This is a genomic window from Ferruginibacter yonginensis (genome assembly GCF_042651465.1).
GTDB lineage: Bacteria > Bacteroidota > Bacteroidia > Chitinophagales > Chitinophagaceae > Ferruginibacter > Ferruginibacter yonginensis.
Window position 1 is genome coordinate 1,220,761 of sequence record NZ_JBHSCZ010000001.1, and the last position, 17,068, is coordinate 1,237,828.

Sequence of the window (17,068 nt, forward strand, 5' to 3'; positions counted from 1 at the left end):
TTTTACAGCACGTAAATTTGTACCCCAACACCATACGTTTTTAAAAACTAATAATACGCTCTTGGATACAGCCATTTTATTAAAAGCATTTGAACAAATGTGCCAAGCAAAAGCTATGGCAGCAACATACGAAGCTAACAGAACCATCTGCAAATATGTACACAGTACTAGCCGAGGGCATGAAGCTATTCAATTAGCCACGGCATACCAACTGCTCCCCTGCGATTATGTGAGTCCGTATTACAGAGATGAAAGCATAATGCTAGGTTTAGGTTTTGAGCCATACACCTTAATGCTACAACTATTAGCTAAAGGAGCTGATGTTTTTACAGGCGGTCGTTCTTACTACAACCACCCCAATTATAGAGGTGCTGATAAACCTACCATCATTCATCAAAGTAGTGCCACTGGTATGCAAGCCATACCTACCACAGGTGTAGCACAAGGTTTAAAATATTTATCACAAATTAATACAGCACTTTACAAAAAAGGGAACAATAATGAAACACCTATTGTAATTTGTTCATTAGGTGATGCCTCAGTTACAGAGGGTGAAGTGAGTGAAGCTTTTCAATTTGCCGCTTTACACCAACTCCCAATAATTTTTTTGGTACAAGACAATGATTGGGGTATCAGTGTAACATCATCAGAAGCCAGAACCTGCAATGCCTATGAATTTGTGGCTGGTTTTAAAGGCATCAAACGCATTAGTATTAACGGCTACGATTTTGAAGAAAGCTATAACACCATGCAACAAGTAGTGCATGATGTAAGGCAACATGTTACACCTTATTTGGTACATGCAACTGTTCCATTATTAGGGCACCATACAAGCGGTGTTCGTAAAGATTTTTATAGAACTGATGAAGATCTGGCTAAACACAGCATTACCGATCCTTATATTCATCTTAAAAATAAATTAATACAACAGGGCATTGCTGAAGCTGTATTAAATGAAATTGAAAACAACGCAACTACATTTATTCAACAACAATTTGATAAAGCAGTTGCTGCTGCAGAGCCTAACCCAAGTAGTGTAAGCGATCATGTATTTGTTGCAACACCTATTACTGCAGAAAAAGGTGAACGTTCACCTGCAAACAAAGAAAAAGTATTAATGGTAGATGCTGCTTTGTTTGCTATTAGAGAAATTATGGAAGACTACCAAGAAGCTATTTTGTACGGGCAAGATGTGGGTAGACGTTTAGGAGGTGTATTTAGAGAAGCCGCTACCCTAGCCGAACAATTTGGCGACCACCGAGTTTTTAATACTGCCATACAAGAAGCCTACATTATTGGCTCTACCGTTGGCATGAGTGCTGTGGGTGCTAAACCAATTGTAGAAGTACAATTTGCTGATTATATTTACCCAGGCTTTAACCAGTTGGTAACCGAAATTTCAAAAAGTAGTTATTTAAGTTGTGGAAAATTTCCGATACAAACCCTCATACGTGTACCCATTGGTGCATATGGCGGTGGTGGCCCTTACCATAGTGGTAGTGTTGAAAGTACTTTACTTACCATTAAAGGTATTAAAGTAGTTTACCCTAGTAATGCTGCTGATATGAAAGGGCTTATGAAAGCTGCTTTTTTAGACCCCAACCCAGTAGTTATGTTAGAGCATAAAGGTTTATACTGGAGCAAAGTACCCGGTACTGAAGATGCTAAAAACATAGAACCATCAAGAGACTATGTAATACCATTAGGCAAAGCAGCAACTGTATTAGCTGCTGACGCAACCAAAATAAATAATGGTGAAACATGTTGCATCATTACTTACGGTATGGGTGTGTATTGGGCTAAAGCAGCTGCCACCAATTTTGCAGGACAAATAGAAATCATTGACCTCAGAACATTGTATCCGCTTGATGAAGCTACTATTTATGCTGCGGTACAACAACATGGTAAATGTTTAATTTTGACAGAAGAACAACAAAATAATTCGTTTGCCGAAGCTTTAGCTGGCAGGGTTTCAAAAGCTTGTTTTAAATATTTAGATGCTGCCGTAGAAGTTATGGGCGCCCTTAATTTACCGGCTGTACCTATGAACGTAGCTTTAGAAAAAGAGATGTTACCCAACCCTGAAAAACTAACGGCAAGGTTACATCAATTGCTGTTGCAATAATTAAAAATTACTTGGCAAAGTTGCATAACCATTGCGAACGCTAAAAAATTGTTGTAATGTTATTAGTAACTTTTTCATGGTGGTTATTTTAAAATGTGATTGAATGATATATGGACCAACTGATATTAAAATAATTTAAACACACACTAATAAAAATTTGTTAATGAAAAATTACTTAGTAGTAGGCGCATCGTCGGGAATAGGACAACAATTAGCGCAAACACTTGCTGAAAGCGGTCATCAAGTATATGCTACATACAACAGCCACACACCTACATTACAACACAGCAATATTCAATACCATCCGTTCAATGTTATTGATGAAATAGGCACATTATCATTTTTACCTGAAGTATTAGATGGTGTAGTGTATTGCCCTGGTAGCATTAGTTTAAAACCTTTTGGTAGAATTAAGCCTGAAGATTTTACTGCTGATTATCAATTACAAGTAGGCGGACTCATTAAAGTATTACAAGCAAGTTTTACTGCACTCAAAAAAAGTACGGATGCTGCTGTTGTGGTATTTTCAACAGTTGCGGTACAAGTGGGTTTACCTTTTCATACGCAGGTAGCTTCATCAAAAGGTGCTATTGAGGGTTTAACCAAATCATTGGCTGCTGAATGGGCACCATCTATTAGAGTAAATTGTATTGCACCATCATTAACTGATACGCCTTTGGCAGCATCGTTGTTAAATACAGAAGATAAAAAAACGGCGAATGCACAACGTCATCCTTTAAAAAAAATTGGTACTGCTGCTGATATTGCAAATATGGCGGCCTTTTTATTATCTGAAAATGCAGGTTGGGTTACTGGTCAAATTTTTCATGTTGATGGTGGTATGAGTACATTAAAGATTTAAGGCACCATCAATCCATCTTTCATTACCACTACACGGTCACTCATTTGAGCCAAGGTATCGTTATGTGTAACAATTAAAAAAGTTTGTTGCATGGTATCTCTCAAATACAAAAAAAGTTCGTGCAATTCTTTCCCATTGGCACTGTCTAAGTTGCCAGTGGGTTCATCTGCCATAATAATTGCAGGGTTATTAATTAATGCCCTAGCAACGGCTACCCTTTGCTGTTCACCACCTGATAATTGACTAGGCTTATTATGTAAGCGATGCCCCAAACCTAATGTGGTGAGCAGTTCTTGTGCTTTATCGTTTACCACTTTTTTCTTTTTACCTGCAATCCACCCTGGTATACATACATTTTCAATTGCCGAAAACTCTGGCAACAAATGATGAAATTGAAAAATAAAACCAATTTCATTATTTCTAAACGAGGCAAGGGCATTGCGTTTCATTGCATCAACCCGTTGATTATTTAACCATACTTCACCGCCATCGGGCATATCAAGTGTTCCTAAAATATGTAATAAAGTACTTTTTCCTGCACCTGATGAACCAACAATACTTACAATTTCACCTTTAGCAATGTTTAAGTCAACACCTTTCAACACTTTTACATCGCCGTACGCTTTGGTAATATTTTTTGCCACTAACATCTGTCGAAAATAATTAATAAAAACGAGTTGTACATCATTGTATGTCAATATTACAAATGCGTTATCTAAAATTATTTAGGCAAGGTAATTGTTCATATGGCTTTAGCGGTTTGTTATATTAACATCAATAAAAATGATGTTTATAAAACACTTTTGGTTATTTCGTACGAACTGCTACATTTGCAAAAAATTAAACCCTTTACAGACGATGTTTTGGACACTAGAATTAGCATCTCATTTAGAAGATGCACCATGGCCGGCAACTAAAGACGAACTTATTGATTACAGTATTCGTAGTGGTGCTCCCATTGAAGTTATTGAAAACTTACAAGAGTTAGAAGATGAGGGTGACCTTTATGAAGGCTTAGAAGATATTTGGCCTGATTACCCAAGTCAAGAAGATTTCTTCTTCAATGAAGATGAATATTAATACTTACTAAGTACGTTCGTTACTAGTTAGCGCATTAAAAAACCTTTTGACAAGCAAAAGGTTTTTTGTGTTTTTTATACTTTCTTATTGTAAAGTAGTTATAAAGTTGGTACTACATCATTGATATGTTATGATGCTGTACCGACTACATTTACCATCCATTGTATACCATATTTATCTGCCAACATACCAAAATGGCTTCCCCAAAAACTTTCAGCGAAAGGCATTTCTACAATACCACCTTGAGCTAATGTGTTAAAAATATGCTCACCTTCTGCTTTATTAGCCGCCGTAACTGAAATGGTATAACGGTTACCCGTTACCAACTCTTGATCCATAAACTGCTCCCCCACATCGCTACCCATTAATACGGTGTGTTCACCAATAGGCAAACTTATTTGTATTATTTTATTAGCTGCACTTTCTGATAATGGATGTTCGGGATCACTTGGAAAATCTTTCATTCGCATAATACCGGTTATTTCACCACCAAAAACGGTTTGGTAAAATTGAAACGCTTCTTCAGTATTACCTTTAAAAAGTAAGTGTGGGTTAATTTGTGCCATATTCAAAAGTTTTGGGTTTAAAATAAAAAACTGATGATGAAGTTAACATTTCACCATCAGTTTCATATAAAAAATAAAAGCTATTTATTTTTCCATTTGGTCAATTACTGCACCGGTAACACCTGTGTTAGAAAAACCACCATCATGAAATAAATTTTGCATGGTAACCATTTTTGTTAAATCACTAAATAAGGTTACACAATAATTAGCACAATCTTCAGCACTAGCATTACCTAACGGACTCATTTTTTCAGCATATGAAATAAAGCCATCAAAACCCTTCACACCACTACCGGCTGTAGTACGTGTAGGCGATTGTGATACAGTATTAATTCTCACATGTTTTTTAACACCGTAATGGTAACCAAAACTACGAGCCACACTTTCTAACAACGATTTTGCATCAGCCATTTCATTGTAATCAGGGAAAACCCTTTGTGCAGCAATGTAGCTCAATGCCACCACACTAGCCCACTCATTCAAAGCATCATGCTTCATACAAGTGGCCAATACACGGTGCAAACTCATGCTTGATATTTCGAAGGTTTTTAAATTATGAACATAATCTATTTCAGTATAATGTTTGCCCTTGCGTACATTTAAACTCATACCTATTGAATGCAAAATAAAATCGAACCCACCACCAAAATGCTCTTTTGTTTTTACAATTAAATTTTCAACATCGTCCGCACTACTTACATCACAAGCAATTACAGGCGCATTAATTTTTTCAGCCAATTGGTTAATAGCGCCCATACGCATAGCTACCGGTGCATTGCTCAATACAATTTCAGCACCTTCTTCATGGCATTTTAATGCAGTAATCCATGCAATTGATTTTTCATCTAAAGCACCAAAAATAATTCCCTTTTTTCCTTTCAATAAATTATACATAGTAAGTGGGTTGTTTGATATGTTGTTTTTTACAAAAGCTAAATTAATTAATAATTTTTAAACCAAATTTTGGCGCTGTTTTCAGCTAAACTTTAGGTAACATTTGTTGGGGCTATTCGCTGCAAGTCCTCGTTGCACCGCCTACGGCTTTGCACTGTGGGCTTTTCGCTGCTATCCCCCAGCGTTTGATCGTTTGTACATGCAGCAACAGTGTACAGCCTTACAACATCATTTCCTTTGCGTTTTCAATAGCGGCTGCAGTAGGTTTTTCGCCACTTAACATTTGAGCAATAGCATGTACCCTATCGTTGGTATTGAGTAACCTTACAGATGTTTGCACTGCATTTTGTACCATTAGTTTGTAAACAAAATAATGAGCATCAGCCTTGGCCGCAATTTGAGGTTGGTGGGTTATGGCTATCAGTTGGTGAGTCGTGCTTAAATCTTTCATAATAATACCCACTTGTTTGGCAGCTTCGCCGCTTATGCCGGTATCAATTTCATCAAAAATTAAAACGGGTAGTTGTAACTTTTTAGCCACTAACGATTTTACTGATAACATCAACCTACTTAACTCACCACCACTAGCCACTTTATGCAATGGCTCAAAACGGTTACTTTTATTGGCATCAAATAAAAATTGTACTTCATCGGCACCAGTTGCAGTTAATGCCGTTTCATGCAACACTACATTAATTTGTGCATTGGGCATACCAATTTGTGTTAATAAGGCATTTACATTTTTGATAAAACCTGGCAGTTGTTTATTTCTGTTAACCGTAATTTTTTGGGCAATTGATGTTGCTTTTTGATGTAAGGCTTGGGTTTGCAGTTGTAACTTTTCAATAGCGTTACCAATATTTAACACGGTACTCAAACGTTCTTCAAGTGTTGCTTGTATTTCAAGTAATTGTGAGGTTGTAGTTACGCCATGTTTTTTAAGTAGTTTGTAACCTGCTGATAGGCGTTCATTCATTTCATTCAATCGCTCTGCATCATAATGAATACCATCATCTATACGTTCTAGTTCATCAGCAATATCTTGTACTTCTACCTGTGCACTTTGCAAACGTTGTTGCAAACCTTCAATATCACCATGGTAGGCTTTTAAATTACCAAGCTTTTGTGCCAGTGCTTTTAATTGTTGTGATAAGGGCTCCTCACCTGCTGCAATAGCACCGTAAATACTACTCAGTTGCTGTTTTACTGTTTCGGCATTGCTTAATAATTTCAATGCAGCTTCTACCTCTTCTAACTCATTTGGCTTTAAATGAATGGTGGTAAACTCTTCTAACAAAAATGTATTGTAATCAACTTCTTTATCGGCTTCGGCTTGCTGCAGTTGTAATTTTTCAAGCTGTTGTTTTGAAGTACTATATTGACCAAATACTTCCTTCAGCTGTGTTAACAAATCTGCATTATCAGCCAATGCATCAATCACTTCTCTTTGAAAATTAGTGGAGCCAATTTCGAGTGTATCAAACTGGCGGTGCAAATCAACTAAATGGCTGCTCAGTTCTTTAAGCTGCGATACGTTTACAGGGGTATCATTTACGAAACTTCGGCTTTTACCAGTCGCTGCAATTTCTCTACGTATAATAATTTCAGCATCAGCATCTAAATCATTTTCGGTAAAAAAGTGTTGTACAGCTTGGTTATGTTGCACAGCAAAGTAAGCTTCAACAAAACATTTTTTATCAACGTTTTTTAAAACCGTTGTATCGGCTCTTTTTCCTAAAACTAAATCTAAAGCACCCATTAAGATACTTTTACCTGCACCTGTTTCTCCAGTAATAATATTAAGCTTATCATTAAAATCAATAGTTAATTCATCAATGATAGCATAGTTTTGAATACGTAATTTCTGTAACATAATTGATGGCTCAAATTACACAATAATGCCAATACATCATAAAACAAGTACAGGTTTTAGGCATTTATTTTAAAGCGAATTTTAAATACTACTGCATGGGCGTTGCAGTAAAAGTGCCGAGCACCTTTTCATTATTTAACAAGGTTAAAGTATCAGTTTCTACTAACCACGTATTGGTATTTTCAAGCATTTGTAAAAATGACGTCTCTAAAATATCTGTATTTAAACATGCCATTTTTGTTGATACTAAAGGACCAATAGCGATTGTATTAAAACTTTTAAAACTAAAAGTGCCACTAAAATTATTACAGCCTGTGTTACCAGCTATACGTTGTTCGGTACCGTTTAAAAATTGTACAAATGCTTTAGATTGAACACTTTTACCATCAAGCGTTTGTAACATCCACTTTTTATTATATAATTTTTGACTTGTGCCTACCGTTATATCCATTGTATTTTCAGTATCAGGTATTGAGGGTTGGTTAATTTTTTTGGTTGAATCACAACTATAAAAAAATGTAGTAGTTAAAAGAGTTGCAATAATTAATAGCGGCTTCATAATATTTTATTTTATTTACTATAACAATGCTATTCAAAGCATAATAACATATTTAAAGTTCCTAAAAATTAGTTAACAAAAAAGCCTTGCAAACATTGCAAGGCTTTTAATATTAAGTTATTAGTTACTAGCTAAACATTTCTCTTACCTTATCAAAAAATGATTTCTCATTTTTTTCTGGGTTTGGTATAAAGTTTTTGCTGGTGCTCATTTTTTCTAAAATGGCTTTTTCTTCATCTGTTACATTTTGTGGTGTCCAAATATTTACCTGAATTAATTGATCGCCTTTTTCGTAACTATTTACATGTGGAAAACCCTTACCTTTTAATCTAAATATTTTACCACTTTGCGTACCTGCTGGCACTTTTATTTTTGCCCTACCATCAATTGTAGGCACTTCTACTTGTGTACCAAACACAGCATCAGGAAAAGAAATATGTAAATCGTACCCAACATTTAAACCATCTCTGGTTAAATGAGGGTGTGCTTCTTCTTCTATCAATACAATTAAATCGCCTGGTGTACCACCTCTTTCGCCTGCATTACCCCTACCTGTTACACTCAATTGCATACCTTCTTGTACACCTGCAGGTATATCAACGGTTACTGTTTCTTCGCCATAAACCCTACCTTCTCCTTTACAACTGGTACATTTTGCTGTAATGGTACTACCATCACCTTGACAATTTGGACAAGTGGTAACGGTTTGCATTTGTCCTAAAAAAGTATTTTGCACCCGACGAACTTGGCCGCTACCACCACAAGTTCCACAAGTTTGTAAACTGTTTTTATCTTTTGCACCCGACCCTGTACATGTTGTACATTTTACGTGCTTTTTTACTTTTATGGTTTTGGTAACGCCCTTTGCAATTTCTTCAAAATTGAGTTTCATTTTCACCCTAAGGTTGCTGCCACGGGTACCACGGTTGTTTCCGCCGCCCCTGCTTCTTCCACCACCAAAAAAGCTACCAAATGCATCATCACCCCCACCAAAAATATCACCAAATTGGCTGAATATATCATCCATATTCATGCCACCGAAACCTTGGCCACCACCTCTACCACCTGCAAAAGCGTTGTGGCCAAAGCGATCGTATTGTGCTTTTTTATCAGCATCGTTTAAAATTTCGTAGGCTTCCGCAGCTTCTTTAAACTTATCTTCTGCGGCTTTATCACCAGGGTTTCTGTCTGGGTGATATTGCATAGCCGTTTTACGATATGCTTTTTTTATTTCTTCTTGCGAAGCATTTTTTGATACGCCTAGTATTTCGTAATAATCTCTTTTCATGAAAAATAAACCTTAGCAATAACGCTAATTTGAAGTATTTATAAATTATTTTCCTACCACAACTTTTGCAAAACGAATTAATTTATCGTTCATATAGTAACCTTTTTGCAACTCATCAACTACTTTACCTGCTTTATCATCACCTGCTACTATTTCAGTAACGGCTTCATGTTTCTCCACATCAAAATCAGTATCAATACTTACCATTGGCACAATGCCTTTTTGTTGTAAGGTAGTACGTAACTTATTAAAAATAATTTGAACACCTTCTTTTACAACATTGATATCATCACTAGCAACAAGTTGTTTTTCGGCCCTGTCCATATCATCTGCAACTTCTAACAATGCTATCGCCATTTCTTTACCGGCTGTTTGCATTAAATCGATTCTTTCTTTTGCGGTACGACGTTTAAAATTATCGAACTCTGCTAAAAGGCGAATGTATTTATCTTTTTGTTCTTCAACGTCTGCTGTTAATTTTTCAATAGCATCGTTAGTATCGCCCTCTTCGCTAACAGCTTCAGGATTGCTTAAATGGGTGTTTCCTGGAATATCAGCGTCGGCATTAATGTTCATTTGAGCTTCATCCATTGTATTATTTGTATCCTGCATGTGTAATTACTTTTTAAAATGTGTGCAAATGTACAACAGTCAAACATTTTGCCAATGCAGGTTATCAGTCAAAATGACACCAATAAAATATAAATGATTAGTTTACGATAAGAATTTTGCCAGATTCGATGACAAAACCATTTTTATCAATCAATTGATAAATGTAAATACCTCTGTAAAACTTTTCGGCTTTTAAATCAATTGTAAGGAGAGAAGGCATATTTTTTACCTCATACATTTTCTTACCAATAGAATTTAATATTTGTATAGAAAATGACCTGCTGTAGCCTTTTTGAAATTCAAAATTGACTACAGTACTTGCAGGGTTGGGATAAGATTTTATAAATTTTGCTTGAGGGGAACCGTTGTCGTTTCCTATTTTAATTTGAGCAGAAGATGTAAAATTTATTCCAATAAGTAAAATGAATATGGTTATTAATTGTTTCAACTATGTAAAAATAGCAAAATGTTTAAATATAAAAAAATAACGAGTATACGCTTACATTATTGCAAAACGTATACCCATTTTTAAAATAAATAAAATTTTAACTCAAATGAGCCAATGTTGTATTGATGGCTTCAAAATTAGGTACATCGCCTGCACTTTCTAATACTTCAGCATATTGAATAATGCCTTGCTTATCAATGATGAAGGCGGAACGTTTGCTTACTCCTTTCATTGCCATATTAGTAAACGAAGCATATATACTTTCGTAAGCGGTTGAAACCTCTTTGTTAAAATCGCTTAATAGCGGAAAATTATAGCTTTGTTCTTCTTTGTATTTTGCTAAGGTAAAAACTGAGTCAACAGAAATACCTAATACGGCTGCATTGGCATTTTCATATTTAGCAATATCATCCCTTACACCACACAACTCAGCAGTACAAACGCCAGTAAATGCCATTGGAAAAAACAATAACAATACATTTTTTTGACCTTTAAAATCTGCCAAATTAACTTTTTTCATACCCGAATCAAATAAACTAAAATCGGGTGCGGTTGAACCTATTTGTAATGCCATAAAATATTTTTTTACAAATATACTTTAATACGCTTTGTGTGGATTGATTTTGTGCAACAATTAATGTTACAACATTATACAAAACAAAAACCCTGCTTTGCAGCAGGGCTTGTTATCCAAACAATCCATAAAACAAAAAACCGTTATTAAAACTTAGGGCATTTGGTAGCATTGAGGCTACTTCTAAATTTATCTAAAAACTTTTGATAGGTTAACGATAACTCAAAACCACCTCTACCGGTACTCACCCTCTTTAAACCTGATATATTTACATCATAACTTACTGCAATGGAAATAGGCCTTGTTTCTACCTTTACCACCGGTATAATAGCATCTTTTAATCGCATGTAGGCACCACCATGAATTAAAAATTTGGGGTTATCTGGGTCATCTAACTTTTGGGTATAAATGAGCCCCCCAATAATTTCAGTACTTACCCCTTGTTTTGAATAATCGCCCTGAAAAGTAACGTAACTGTAATCATTTGTACTCATACGAATACCAGCTGATGCTACCCATTTTGGTCGAGCTTCAATATTATAATCAGTATAAAAAGATGCCTTTTTTGATTTATTAAAGTGATGATAAGCTAAACCTATGTACAAATTATCATCTACATTATCGCCTAACTGAGTGTTTAAACTAACACCAGCAGTACCATCAAAATAACCGTATCCATTTTTGGTGAAAGTTTCACCAGTTGCCGAGCCTGGCACATAAGCTGTTCCATTAAATTGACTATTGGTAGTTATTTTACTTCTATCAATACTGCGTTGTACCCAACCAGCCATTAAAGCCATTGATAAATAGGTATTTTTTTCAGCACTGAGTGATTTGTGGTAATTTAACACAGGTAGTATTTGTGTAGATGTTAAATCAACCGTACCGGCTTTATCGTACAACACTTGTCCGCCCAATGTTACATAATCATCTGTTTCGCCTACACCTATTTTAAACTCAGCATTTACTGAGCCTGTATGGTAAGCATTTGTAACGCTGTTCCATTGTGAACGATACACTGTTTGCACCCTTACATCGCCAGAAAATAAGCCAGCCAAAGCAGGGTTACGTAATAAAGGCGTTTCAAAAATTTGAGAGAAATGTATATCCTGCGCCCTTACTAAAGTTGCCATGCTCAATGCAAGCATAGTAACAAGTAAATATTTTTGTAAAAATGGCTTCATACTAATAATTGTGAAATTATTGATTTGGATATTGGTTTTATATTAAACGTGTTTTTTATAAAATTGTTTTATAAAAAAGCAACTATTTATTAACAATTATAGTATCAAAGCAATATTGCCTTTATACATCATGGTAGTATTGTTTTCACATTGAATTTCAAATACGTACACATAAACATCGCTACCTAATTTTTTGCCTTTATACGTACCGTCCCAACCTTTACTAGCATCATTTGCAGCAAAGCTATAACGTGAGAAAACCTCTTGCCCCCAACGGTCAAAAATTCTTGCTTGTTTAATGGTAAATAAACCGGTACCACGTGGGTAAAAAACTTCGTTAGCTCCATCACCATTAGGGGAGAAAGTATTTGGTATAAATACATTTGCACCGTTACAAAGTACTATAATATTAACTGTAGCGTTGGCCGTACACCCACCAGCATTTGAAACGGTTACTTTATACTGCATATCAGTAGTTGGCCTTATGTTTATTGAAGGGTATACATTACTCACTACGCCTAAACTTGGTGTCCAAACAACATTGGTTACATCGTTTGAAATGGTTGGAGTTAGTGTAATGGTTTGTCCTACATTAATGGTTTTATCAGCACCAGCCGTAACTGTTGGTATTGGATATACTTTTACAGGGAAATAAGCTGTATCCTTAAAACAATTTTTATCATCAGTACCTACAACCATGTAGTTTGTAGTTGTACTTGGTGTTGCAGTAACTGTTGCACTTGTGGTATTATTTAAACCTGTTGATGGGCTCCAGATATAACTAGCAGCGCCAGAAACATTTAAAAGTGCTGACTGCCCTTTACACAAAGTATCGCCACTTCCTCTTTGCATTTGAAACGGATATTTTACTGAAACTTTTATAACATCCGTATTACTACAACCTTGTGCTGAATAACCTGTTACGGTATACTCTCTTACAGAATCTGGCGTAGCAATTGGTGTGGCACAATTGGTACAGTTTAGCCCAATTGATGGCGACCAAGTGTAAGTAGCTGCACCCGTTGCTGATATAGGTTGACCAGTACCTTGGCAAATGGTGATATCATTTACTGCCACTACTGTTGGTTTAGCAAAAGCTTCAACTGATACGGTGGCAGTATCTTTACAACCGCTGCTATTGGTAGCATACATAGTTGCCGTATATATGCCACTGTTATTAAATGTTGTTGAAAAATTAGGAGTGTTCCCTTGCAAACCATTACTCGTTTCATACTGATAGGTAACAACTGATGTATCAGCATTTACCAATGTTGCATTAAAACTTGCAGTGAGTGGCATACAACCGTTGTTTGGTTGCGTAAAACTCAACTCTGGGGTTTTTACAACTTTAATAGGTACTGTTGCAGCAACTGTATTGTTACAACCTAATGTTGTATTAGCTGTTAAAGTTGGTGTATAGGTTCCAGTAGTAGCATAAAAATGTGTTGGATTTATATCTGTTGAGGTAGTACCATCACCAAAGTTCCAAGTATACCCTATAATATTATCATTACTTATAGATGCATTTGTAAATTGAATAGAACCGCTGTTACATCTCAATGTAGTATCAACCGTAAACAATGCCTGTACGCCAAATACCTTAATTGTGTCTATACCTTGTATAGGAACAGTACAACCAGCAGCATCTTTTAAAATCATTTTTGGAATATATATACCTGGTGTTGCATAGGTATGCGACAACATAGAATCAGTTGTGGCAATTGTATTACCATCATTAAAATCCCAAATAAAAGATAATCTATCTTGTGTGGTTGCAGTAAAATTAACGACAAGTGGACTACAACCAGTTAATGCAGTATAAGTGAAATTACCTTGTGGACCTCTTACTACAATTCGCCTAGTTTTTGATGTTACACAACCACCCGGACTTGTAATGGTTAATTTTGAAAAATAAGTACCAGGCGTATTATACAAATGCGATGGATTGGCTACTTGCGATGTACTACCATCACCAAAATCCCAAACATAGGTATCATAATTGGTAGATGTGTTGGTGAATTGCACCACTAAAGGCGGACAAGTACTTACAGAATCACTCACTGCATAGTTAGCAAAAGGCGTATTTATTTTGATGTACTGGTTTCTAATTTGTTGTGAAGTACAACCATACTGATCTGTAATATCTAATTGTATAGTATAGTTGCCATCTGCTGCGTATTGATGTGTTGGCTCAATTTGCGTACTCGTATTACCATCTCCAAAATGCCACACAAATGTCAATCCTGGACCAGTACTTTGGTTTAAAAAGTGAACGGGTTTGTTAGGACAAGATACTGTATCAATACTTGAAAAACTTGCTTGTGGTTGCGATATTGTCAATAAATTCAATTTGATAATACTATCCAAACAACCTGCCGCATCTTTAACAATTAAACTAACAGGGTAAATACCTGGAGCATTATAAGCATGTTGAAATGGAGGTGCCGTTAAAGTATCAAAAATATTGTCACCATAGTTCCAATACCAATGTGTAATTGCATTTACACCATCTGTTATTGATTGGTCAGTAAAACTGATGCTACTTTGCAAGCAACTTCCTACTGATGATGGTACAAAAGCTGCAGTTGGACCATTTACTCTGATGTAATTTGGGCGAACGAGTGTATCAGCACAACCATTGCCGTCAGTGATAATTAAACGAACACTGTAATTACCTGGTGTTGTATATGCATGGTTAACGCTAGGACCTCCAAATGCTGTTGTACCATCACCAAAATCCCAACTATAGGTAGCAATTGACGGTTGCGCTTGTTGTGATGTTGCATTAAAAGTAACCGGTATGTTTTTACAAGTAATGGGTGAAACAGCGGTAAACTGTGCCACTTCATCAGCAATTAAAACATTATATACTTTGGTATAGTCGCAACCGGTTGTATAATTTTTTACAAATAATGTAACTGTGTAAGTACCCACAGCAGCATAAGTGTGTGTAGGTTCTTGTAAAGTAGATGTAATGCCATCTCCAAAATTCCAATTCCATTCATCCGCACCTATTGATAAATCCCTAAATGTTCGAGTATACTTATTTACGCAATTTGTTTGGAATGAAAAATTAGCAATGGGTGCTTTAATATACACAAAATTGTTGAGCACCAAAGTATCATTACATCCGTTATTTGATACAACTAATGTTACATTGAAATAACCGGTATCGCTATATTCATGGTTAGGGTTTTGCACATTAGATTGTGCTCCATCTCCAAAAAACCATTGCCACGTGGTTGTAGGTAAAGTATTGGTACTTAAGTTTTGAAAACTAATTGGCAAGTTGGCACATGAAATTCGTGGGGTTGCGTCAAAATTAGCGATTGGTTTAATAGTAGCTATAACGCCATTGTTTACAATTACAGTATCAATACAACCATTTGTAGTTGTAACAATTAATTGTATGTTGTAACTACCTGCAGAAAAAACATGGGTAGGGTTGGTTTGGTTTGATGTGGTACCATCGCCAAAATCCCATTGGTAAGATGCTATTGGATCTGTACTATTAATACTTCCAGCAAAAGTTACACTTAATGGGGCACAGCCTTGTTGCGGTAAATTATTTATAGATGCAACAATAGGTGCAATATTGATATAATTTGTTTTCACCAAAGTATCGCTACAACCGTTACTATTGGTAGTTATTAATGTAACAGTATAGCTACCAAAAGTAGTATAAGTGTGTGTTGGGCTTGTTAATGTAGATGTACCACCATCACCAAATAACCATTGGTTAGTTACATTACTTGTACTGGTATTATTAAATGACACTGTTAATGGTGCAGAACAAGAACTAGTTGTATTTGCTACAAATGAAGCGGTTGGTTTGGGTAGCACTGTTACAGAATGCGTTATATTATCAGAACAGCCTCCAAAGTTGCTAACCAAGGTAACATTATAAGTACCTGGTGTGGTATATATTTTTATTGGATTTATTTGAGTTGATGTTGTAGCATCACCAAATGTCCAACTAACACTAGAAGGGTTAGGTGTTGAAGTGTTGGTAAATGTGATTGGATCACCTACACAAATTGTTGCTGGTGTTGTAAAATCTGCATGTACTGTACCAACACTTAATAAATTATTTTTAATGATGGTATCTCTACAACCGGTGCTATTCGTCACAATGAGTTGTACTGTAAAACTACCAGCTGTTGTGTAAGTATGCGAAGGGTTAGCCGATGTAGATGTTCCCCCATCGCCAAAATTCCATTGATAGCTCAATACTCCTGTACCAGTTGATTGGTTTTGAAATATAATGGTTTCGGGTAATGAGCAACCCGTAGGGGTACTATTGGTAAAGGCAGCTGTAATTCCGGTATTGGTTACAATATAATTTGCCTTTGTGAGTGTTTTTGAACAACCTGTTGAATTTGTTATTATTAGTGACACATTAAAACTACCTGCTGCTGTATAAATATGTGAAGGGTTTTGTTGGGTAGAGGTATTACCATCGCCAAAATCCCAAAACCAACTACTAATAGAGCCACTTCCAGGTGTACTACCATCAGTAAATTGAACATTTAAAGGAAAACAACCCGTAAGCGGCGTTGCTGTAAAAGCCACCGTTGGTGCAGCGTTAACGGTTATATATTGAACTTTTGTAATTGAATCTTTTGTACCTGCAGCATTGGTAATCACCAATTTTACAGTGTAAGTACCCGGGGTAAAATAGGTTGTTGAAGGGTTTTGTAAGTTAGAAATTGTGCTATTACCTAAATTCCACTGCCATTGGGTTGCACCGCCTGTTGACTGGTCAGTGAAGTTTACTACCAAAGGAGCACAACCTGACACAGGTGTGGCTGTAAACTGAGGCACTAATTGTGCGTTGGTTACAATAACTATAAAAGTACACAATACTGTTAAGTATATATACTTTAAGAGCGAATTGGCGCCCATTGGATTAATTTTAAGTTTGTTTGGATGGTTGGATGCCGCAACCCGGCTTAAACCAATAACTTAAAACTTTGAAAAAAATTGTGTAAAATGTTTAAAAT

General features: G+C 35.9%; 14 protein-coding genes. 3 read left to right on the top strand and 11 right to left on the bottom strand.

Annotated features, from left to right (window positions below):
• The first annotated feature begins 61 nt into the window (after window positions 1-61).
• Complete coding sequence (locus ACFOWM_RS05330; protein WP_379707645.1) at window positions 62-2,125, top strand: alpha-ketoacid dehydrogenase subunit alpha/beta; 2,064 nt, start codon at window positions 62-64, stop codon at window positions 2,123-2,125.
• 163 nt (window positions 2,126-2,288) lie between these two features.
• Complete coding sequence (locus ACFOWM_RS05335; RefSeq protein ID WP_379707646.1) at window positions 2,289-2,987, top strand: SDR family NAD(P)-dependent oxidoreductase; 699 nt, start codon at window positions 2,289-2,291, stop codon at window positions 2,985-2,987.
• On the opposite strand, the gene ACFOWM_RS05340 is transcribed toward ACFOWM_RS05335, so the two are convergent.
• Window positions 2,984-3,637, bottom strand: a complete 654-nt coding sequence (locus ACFOWM_RS05340; protein ID WP_379707647.1) for an ABC transporter ATP-binding protein — start codon at window positions 3,635-3,637, stop codon at window positions 2,984-2,986. The two genes, ACFOWM_RS05335 and ACFOWM_RS05340, sit on opposite strands and share 4 nt — an antisense overlap.
• A gap of 208 nt (window positions 3,638-3,845) precedes the next feature.
• On the opposite strand from ACFOWM_RS05340, the gene ACFOWM_RS05345 reads away from it, so the two are divergent.
• Window positions 3,846-4,067, top strand: coding sequence for a DUF2795 domain-containing protein (locus tag ACFOWM_RS05345; protein ID WP_255154173.1), 222 nt, complete (start codon window positions 3,846-3,848; stop codon window positions 4,065-4,067).
• 128 nt (window positions 4,068-4,195) lie between these two features.
• Here the strand turns inward: ACFOWM_RS05345 and ACFOWM_RS05350 are convergent, their stop codons facing one another.
• The 10 genes from ACFOWM_RS05350 to ACFOWM_RS05395 form a co-directional block, all read right to left on the bottom strand.
• Window positions 4,196-4,633, bottom strand: a complete 438-nt coding sequence (locus ACFOWM_RS05350; RefSeq protein ID WP_379707648.1) for a VOC family protein — start codon at window positions 4,631-4,633, stop codon at window positions 4,196-4,198.
• A gap of 84 nt (window positions 4,634-4,717) precedes the next feature.
• Window positions 4,718-5,527: an enoyl-ACP reductase FabI gene (locus tag ACFOWM_RS05355; protein ID WP_379707649.1), complete on the bottom strand. Its 810-nt coding sequence runs from the start codon at window positions 5,525-5,527 to the stop codon at window positions 4,718-4,720.
• Between the two features lie 220 nt (window positions 5,528-5,747).
• Window positions 5,748-7,400, bottom strand: coding sequence for a DNA repair protein RecN (gene recN, locus ACFOWM_RS05360; RefSeq protein ID WP_379707650.1), 1,653 nt, complete (start codon window positions 7,398-7,400; stop codon window positions 5,748-5,750).
• A gap of 88 nt (window positions 7,401-7,488) precedes the next feature.
• Window positions 7,489-7,959: an META domain-containing protein gene (locus tag ACFOWM_RS05365; protein ID WP_379707651.1), complete on the bottom strand. Its 471-nt coding sequence runs from the start codon at window positions 7,957-7,959 to the stop codon at window positions 7,489-7,491.
• Window positions 7,960-8,086: 127 nt separating this feature from the next.
• Window positions 8,087-9,247 carry a molecular chaperone DnaJ gene (dnaJ, locus tag ACFOWM_RS05370; protein WP_379707652.1) on the bottom strand — a complete coding sequence of 387 codons (1,161 nt, stop codon included), beginning with the start codon at window positions 9,245-9,247 and terminating at the stop codon, window positions 8,087-8,089.
• Between the two features lie 45 nt (window positions 9,248-9,292).
• Window positions 9,293-9,859, bottom strand: a complete 567-nt coding sequence (locus ACFOWM_RS05375) for a nucleotide exchange factor GrpE (RefSeq protein WP_379707653.1) — start codon at window positions 9,857-9,859, stop codon at window positions 9,293-9,295.
• A gap of 97 nt (window positions 9,860-9,956) precedes the next feature.
• Window positions 9,957-10,307, bottom strand: coding sequence for a T9SS type A sorting domain-containing protein (locus tag ACFOWM_RS05380; RefSeq protein WP_379707654.1), 351 nt, complete (start codon window positions 10,305-10,307; stop codon window positions 9,957-9,959).
• 97 nt (window positions 10,308-10,404) lie between these two features.
• The gene (locus ACFOWM_RS05385; RefSeq protein ID WP_379707655.1) at window positions 10,405-10,881 is read right to left on the bottom strand and encodes a redoxin domain-containing protein; all 477 of its coding nucleotides are present in this window, start codon (window positions 10,879-10,881) and stop codon (window positions 10,405-10,407) included.
• A gap of 146 nt (window positions 10,882-11,027) precedes the next feature.
• Window positions 11,028-12,065 carry a PorP/SprF family type IX secretion system membrane protein gene (locus tag ACFOWM_RS05390; RefSeq protein WP_379707656.1) on the bottom strand — a complete coding sequence of 346 codons (1,038 nt, stop codon included), beginning with the start codon at window positions 12,063-12,065 and terminating at the stop codon, window positions 11,028-11,030.
• A gap of 96 nt (window positions 12,066-12,161) precedes the next feature.
• The gene (locus ACFOWM_RS05395) at window positions 12,162-16,970 is read right to left on the bottom strand and encodes a PKD domain-containing protein (RefSeq protein WP_379707657.1); all 4,809 of its coding nucleotides are present in this window, start codon (window positions 16,968-16,970) and stop codon (window positions 12,162-12,164) included.
• Window positions 16,971-17,068: the final 98 nt, after the last annotated feature.

Bases quoted from the DNA above. Each gene is read 5' to 3' on its own strand.
- ACFOWM_RS05355 (WP_379707649.1), bottom strand. From the start codon at position 5,527: ATGTATAATTTATTGAAAGGAAAAAAGGGAATTATTTTTGGTGCTTTA.
- ACFOWM_RS05350 (WP_379707648.1), bottom strand. From the start codon at position 4,633: ATGGCACAAATTAACCCACACTTACTTTTTAAAGGTAATACTGAAGAA.
- ACFOWM_RS05335 (WP_379707646.1), top strand. From the start codon at position 2,289: ATGAAAAATTACTTAGTAGTAGGCGCATCGTCGGGAATAGGACAACAA.
- ACFOWM_RS05390 (WP_379707656.1), bottom strand. From the start codon at position 12,065: ATGAAGCCATTTTTACAAAAATATTTACTTGTTACTATGCTTGCATTG.
- ACFOWM_RS05385 (WP_379707655.1), bottom strand. From the start codon at position 10,881: ATGGCATTACAAATAGGTTCAACCGCACCCGATTTTAGTTTATTTGAT.
- ACFOWM_RS05340 (WP_379707647.1), bottom strand. From the start codon at position 3,637: ATGTTAGTGGCAAAAAATATTACCAAAGCGTACGGCGATGTAAAAGTG.
- recN (WP_379707650.1), bottom strand. From the start codon at position 7,400: ATGTTACAGAAATTACGTATTCAAAACTATGCTATCATTGATGAATTA.
- dnaJ (WP_379707652.1), bottom strand. From the start codon at position 9,247: ATGAAAAGAGATTATTACGAAATACTAGGCGTATCAAAAAATGCTTCG.
- ACFOWM_RS05345 (WP_255154173.1), top strand. From the start codon at position 3,846: ATGTTTTGGACACTAGAATTAGCATCTCATTTAGAAGATGCACCATGG.
- ACFOWM_RS05365 (WP_379707651.1), bottom strand. From the start codon at position 7,959: ATGAAGCCGCTATTAATTATTGCAACTCTTTTAACTACTACATTTTTT.
- ACFOWM_RS05395 (WP_379707657.1), bottom strand. From the start codon at position 16,970: ATGGGCGCCAATTCGCTCTTAAAGTATATATACTTAACAGTATTGTGT.
- ACFOWM_RS05375 (WP_379707653.1), bottom strand. From the start codon at position 9,859: ATGCAGGATACAAATAATACAATGGATGAAGCTCAAATGAACATTAAT.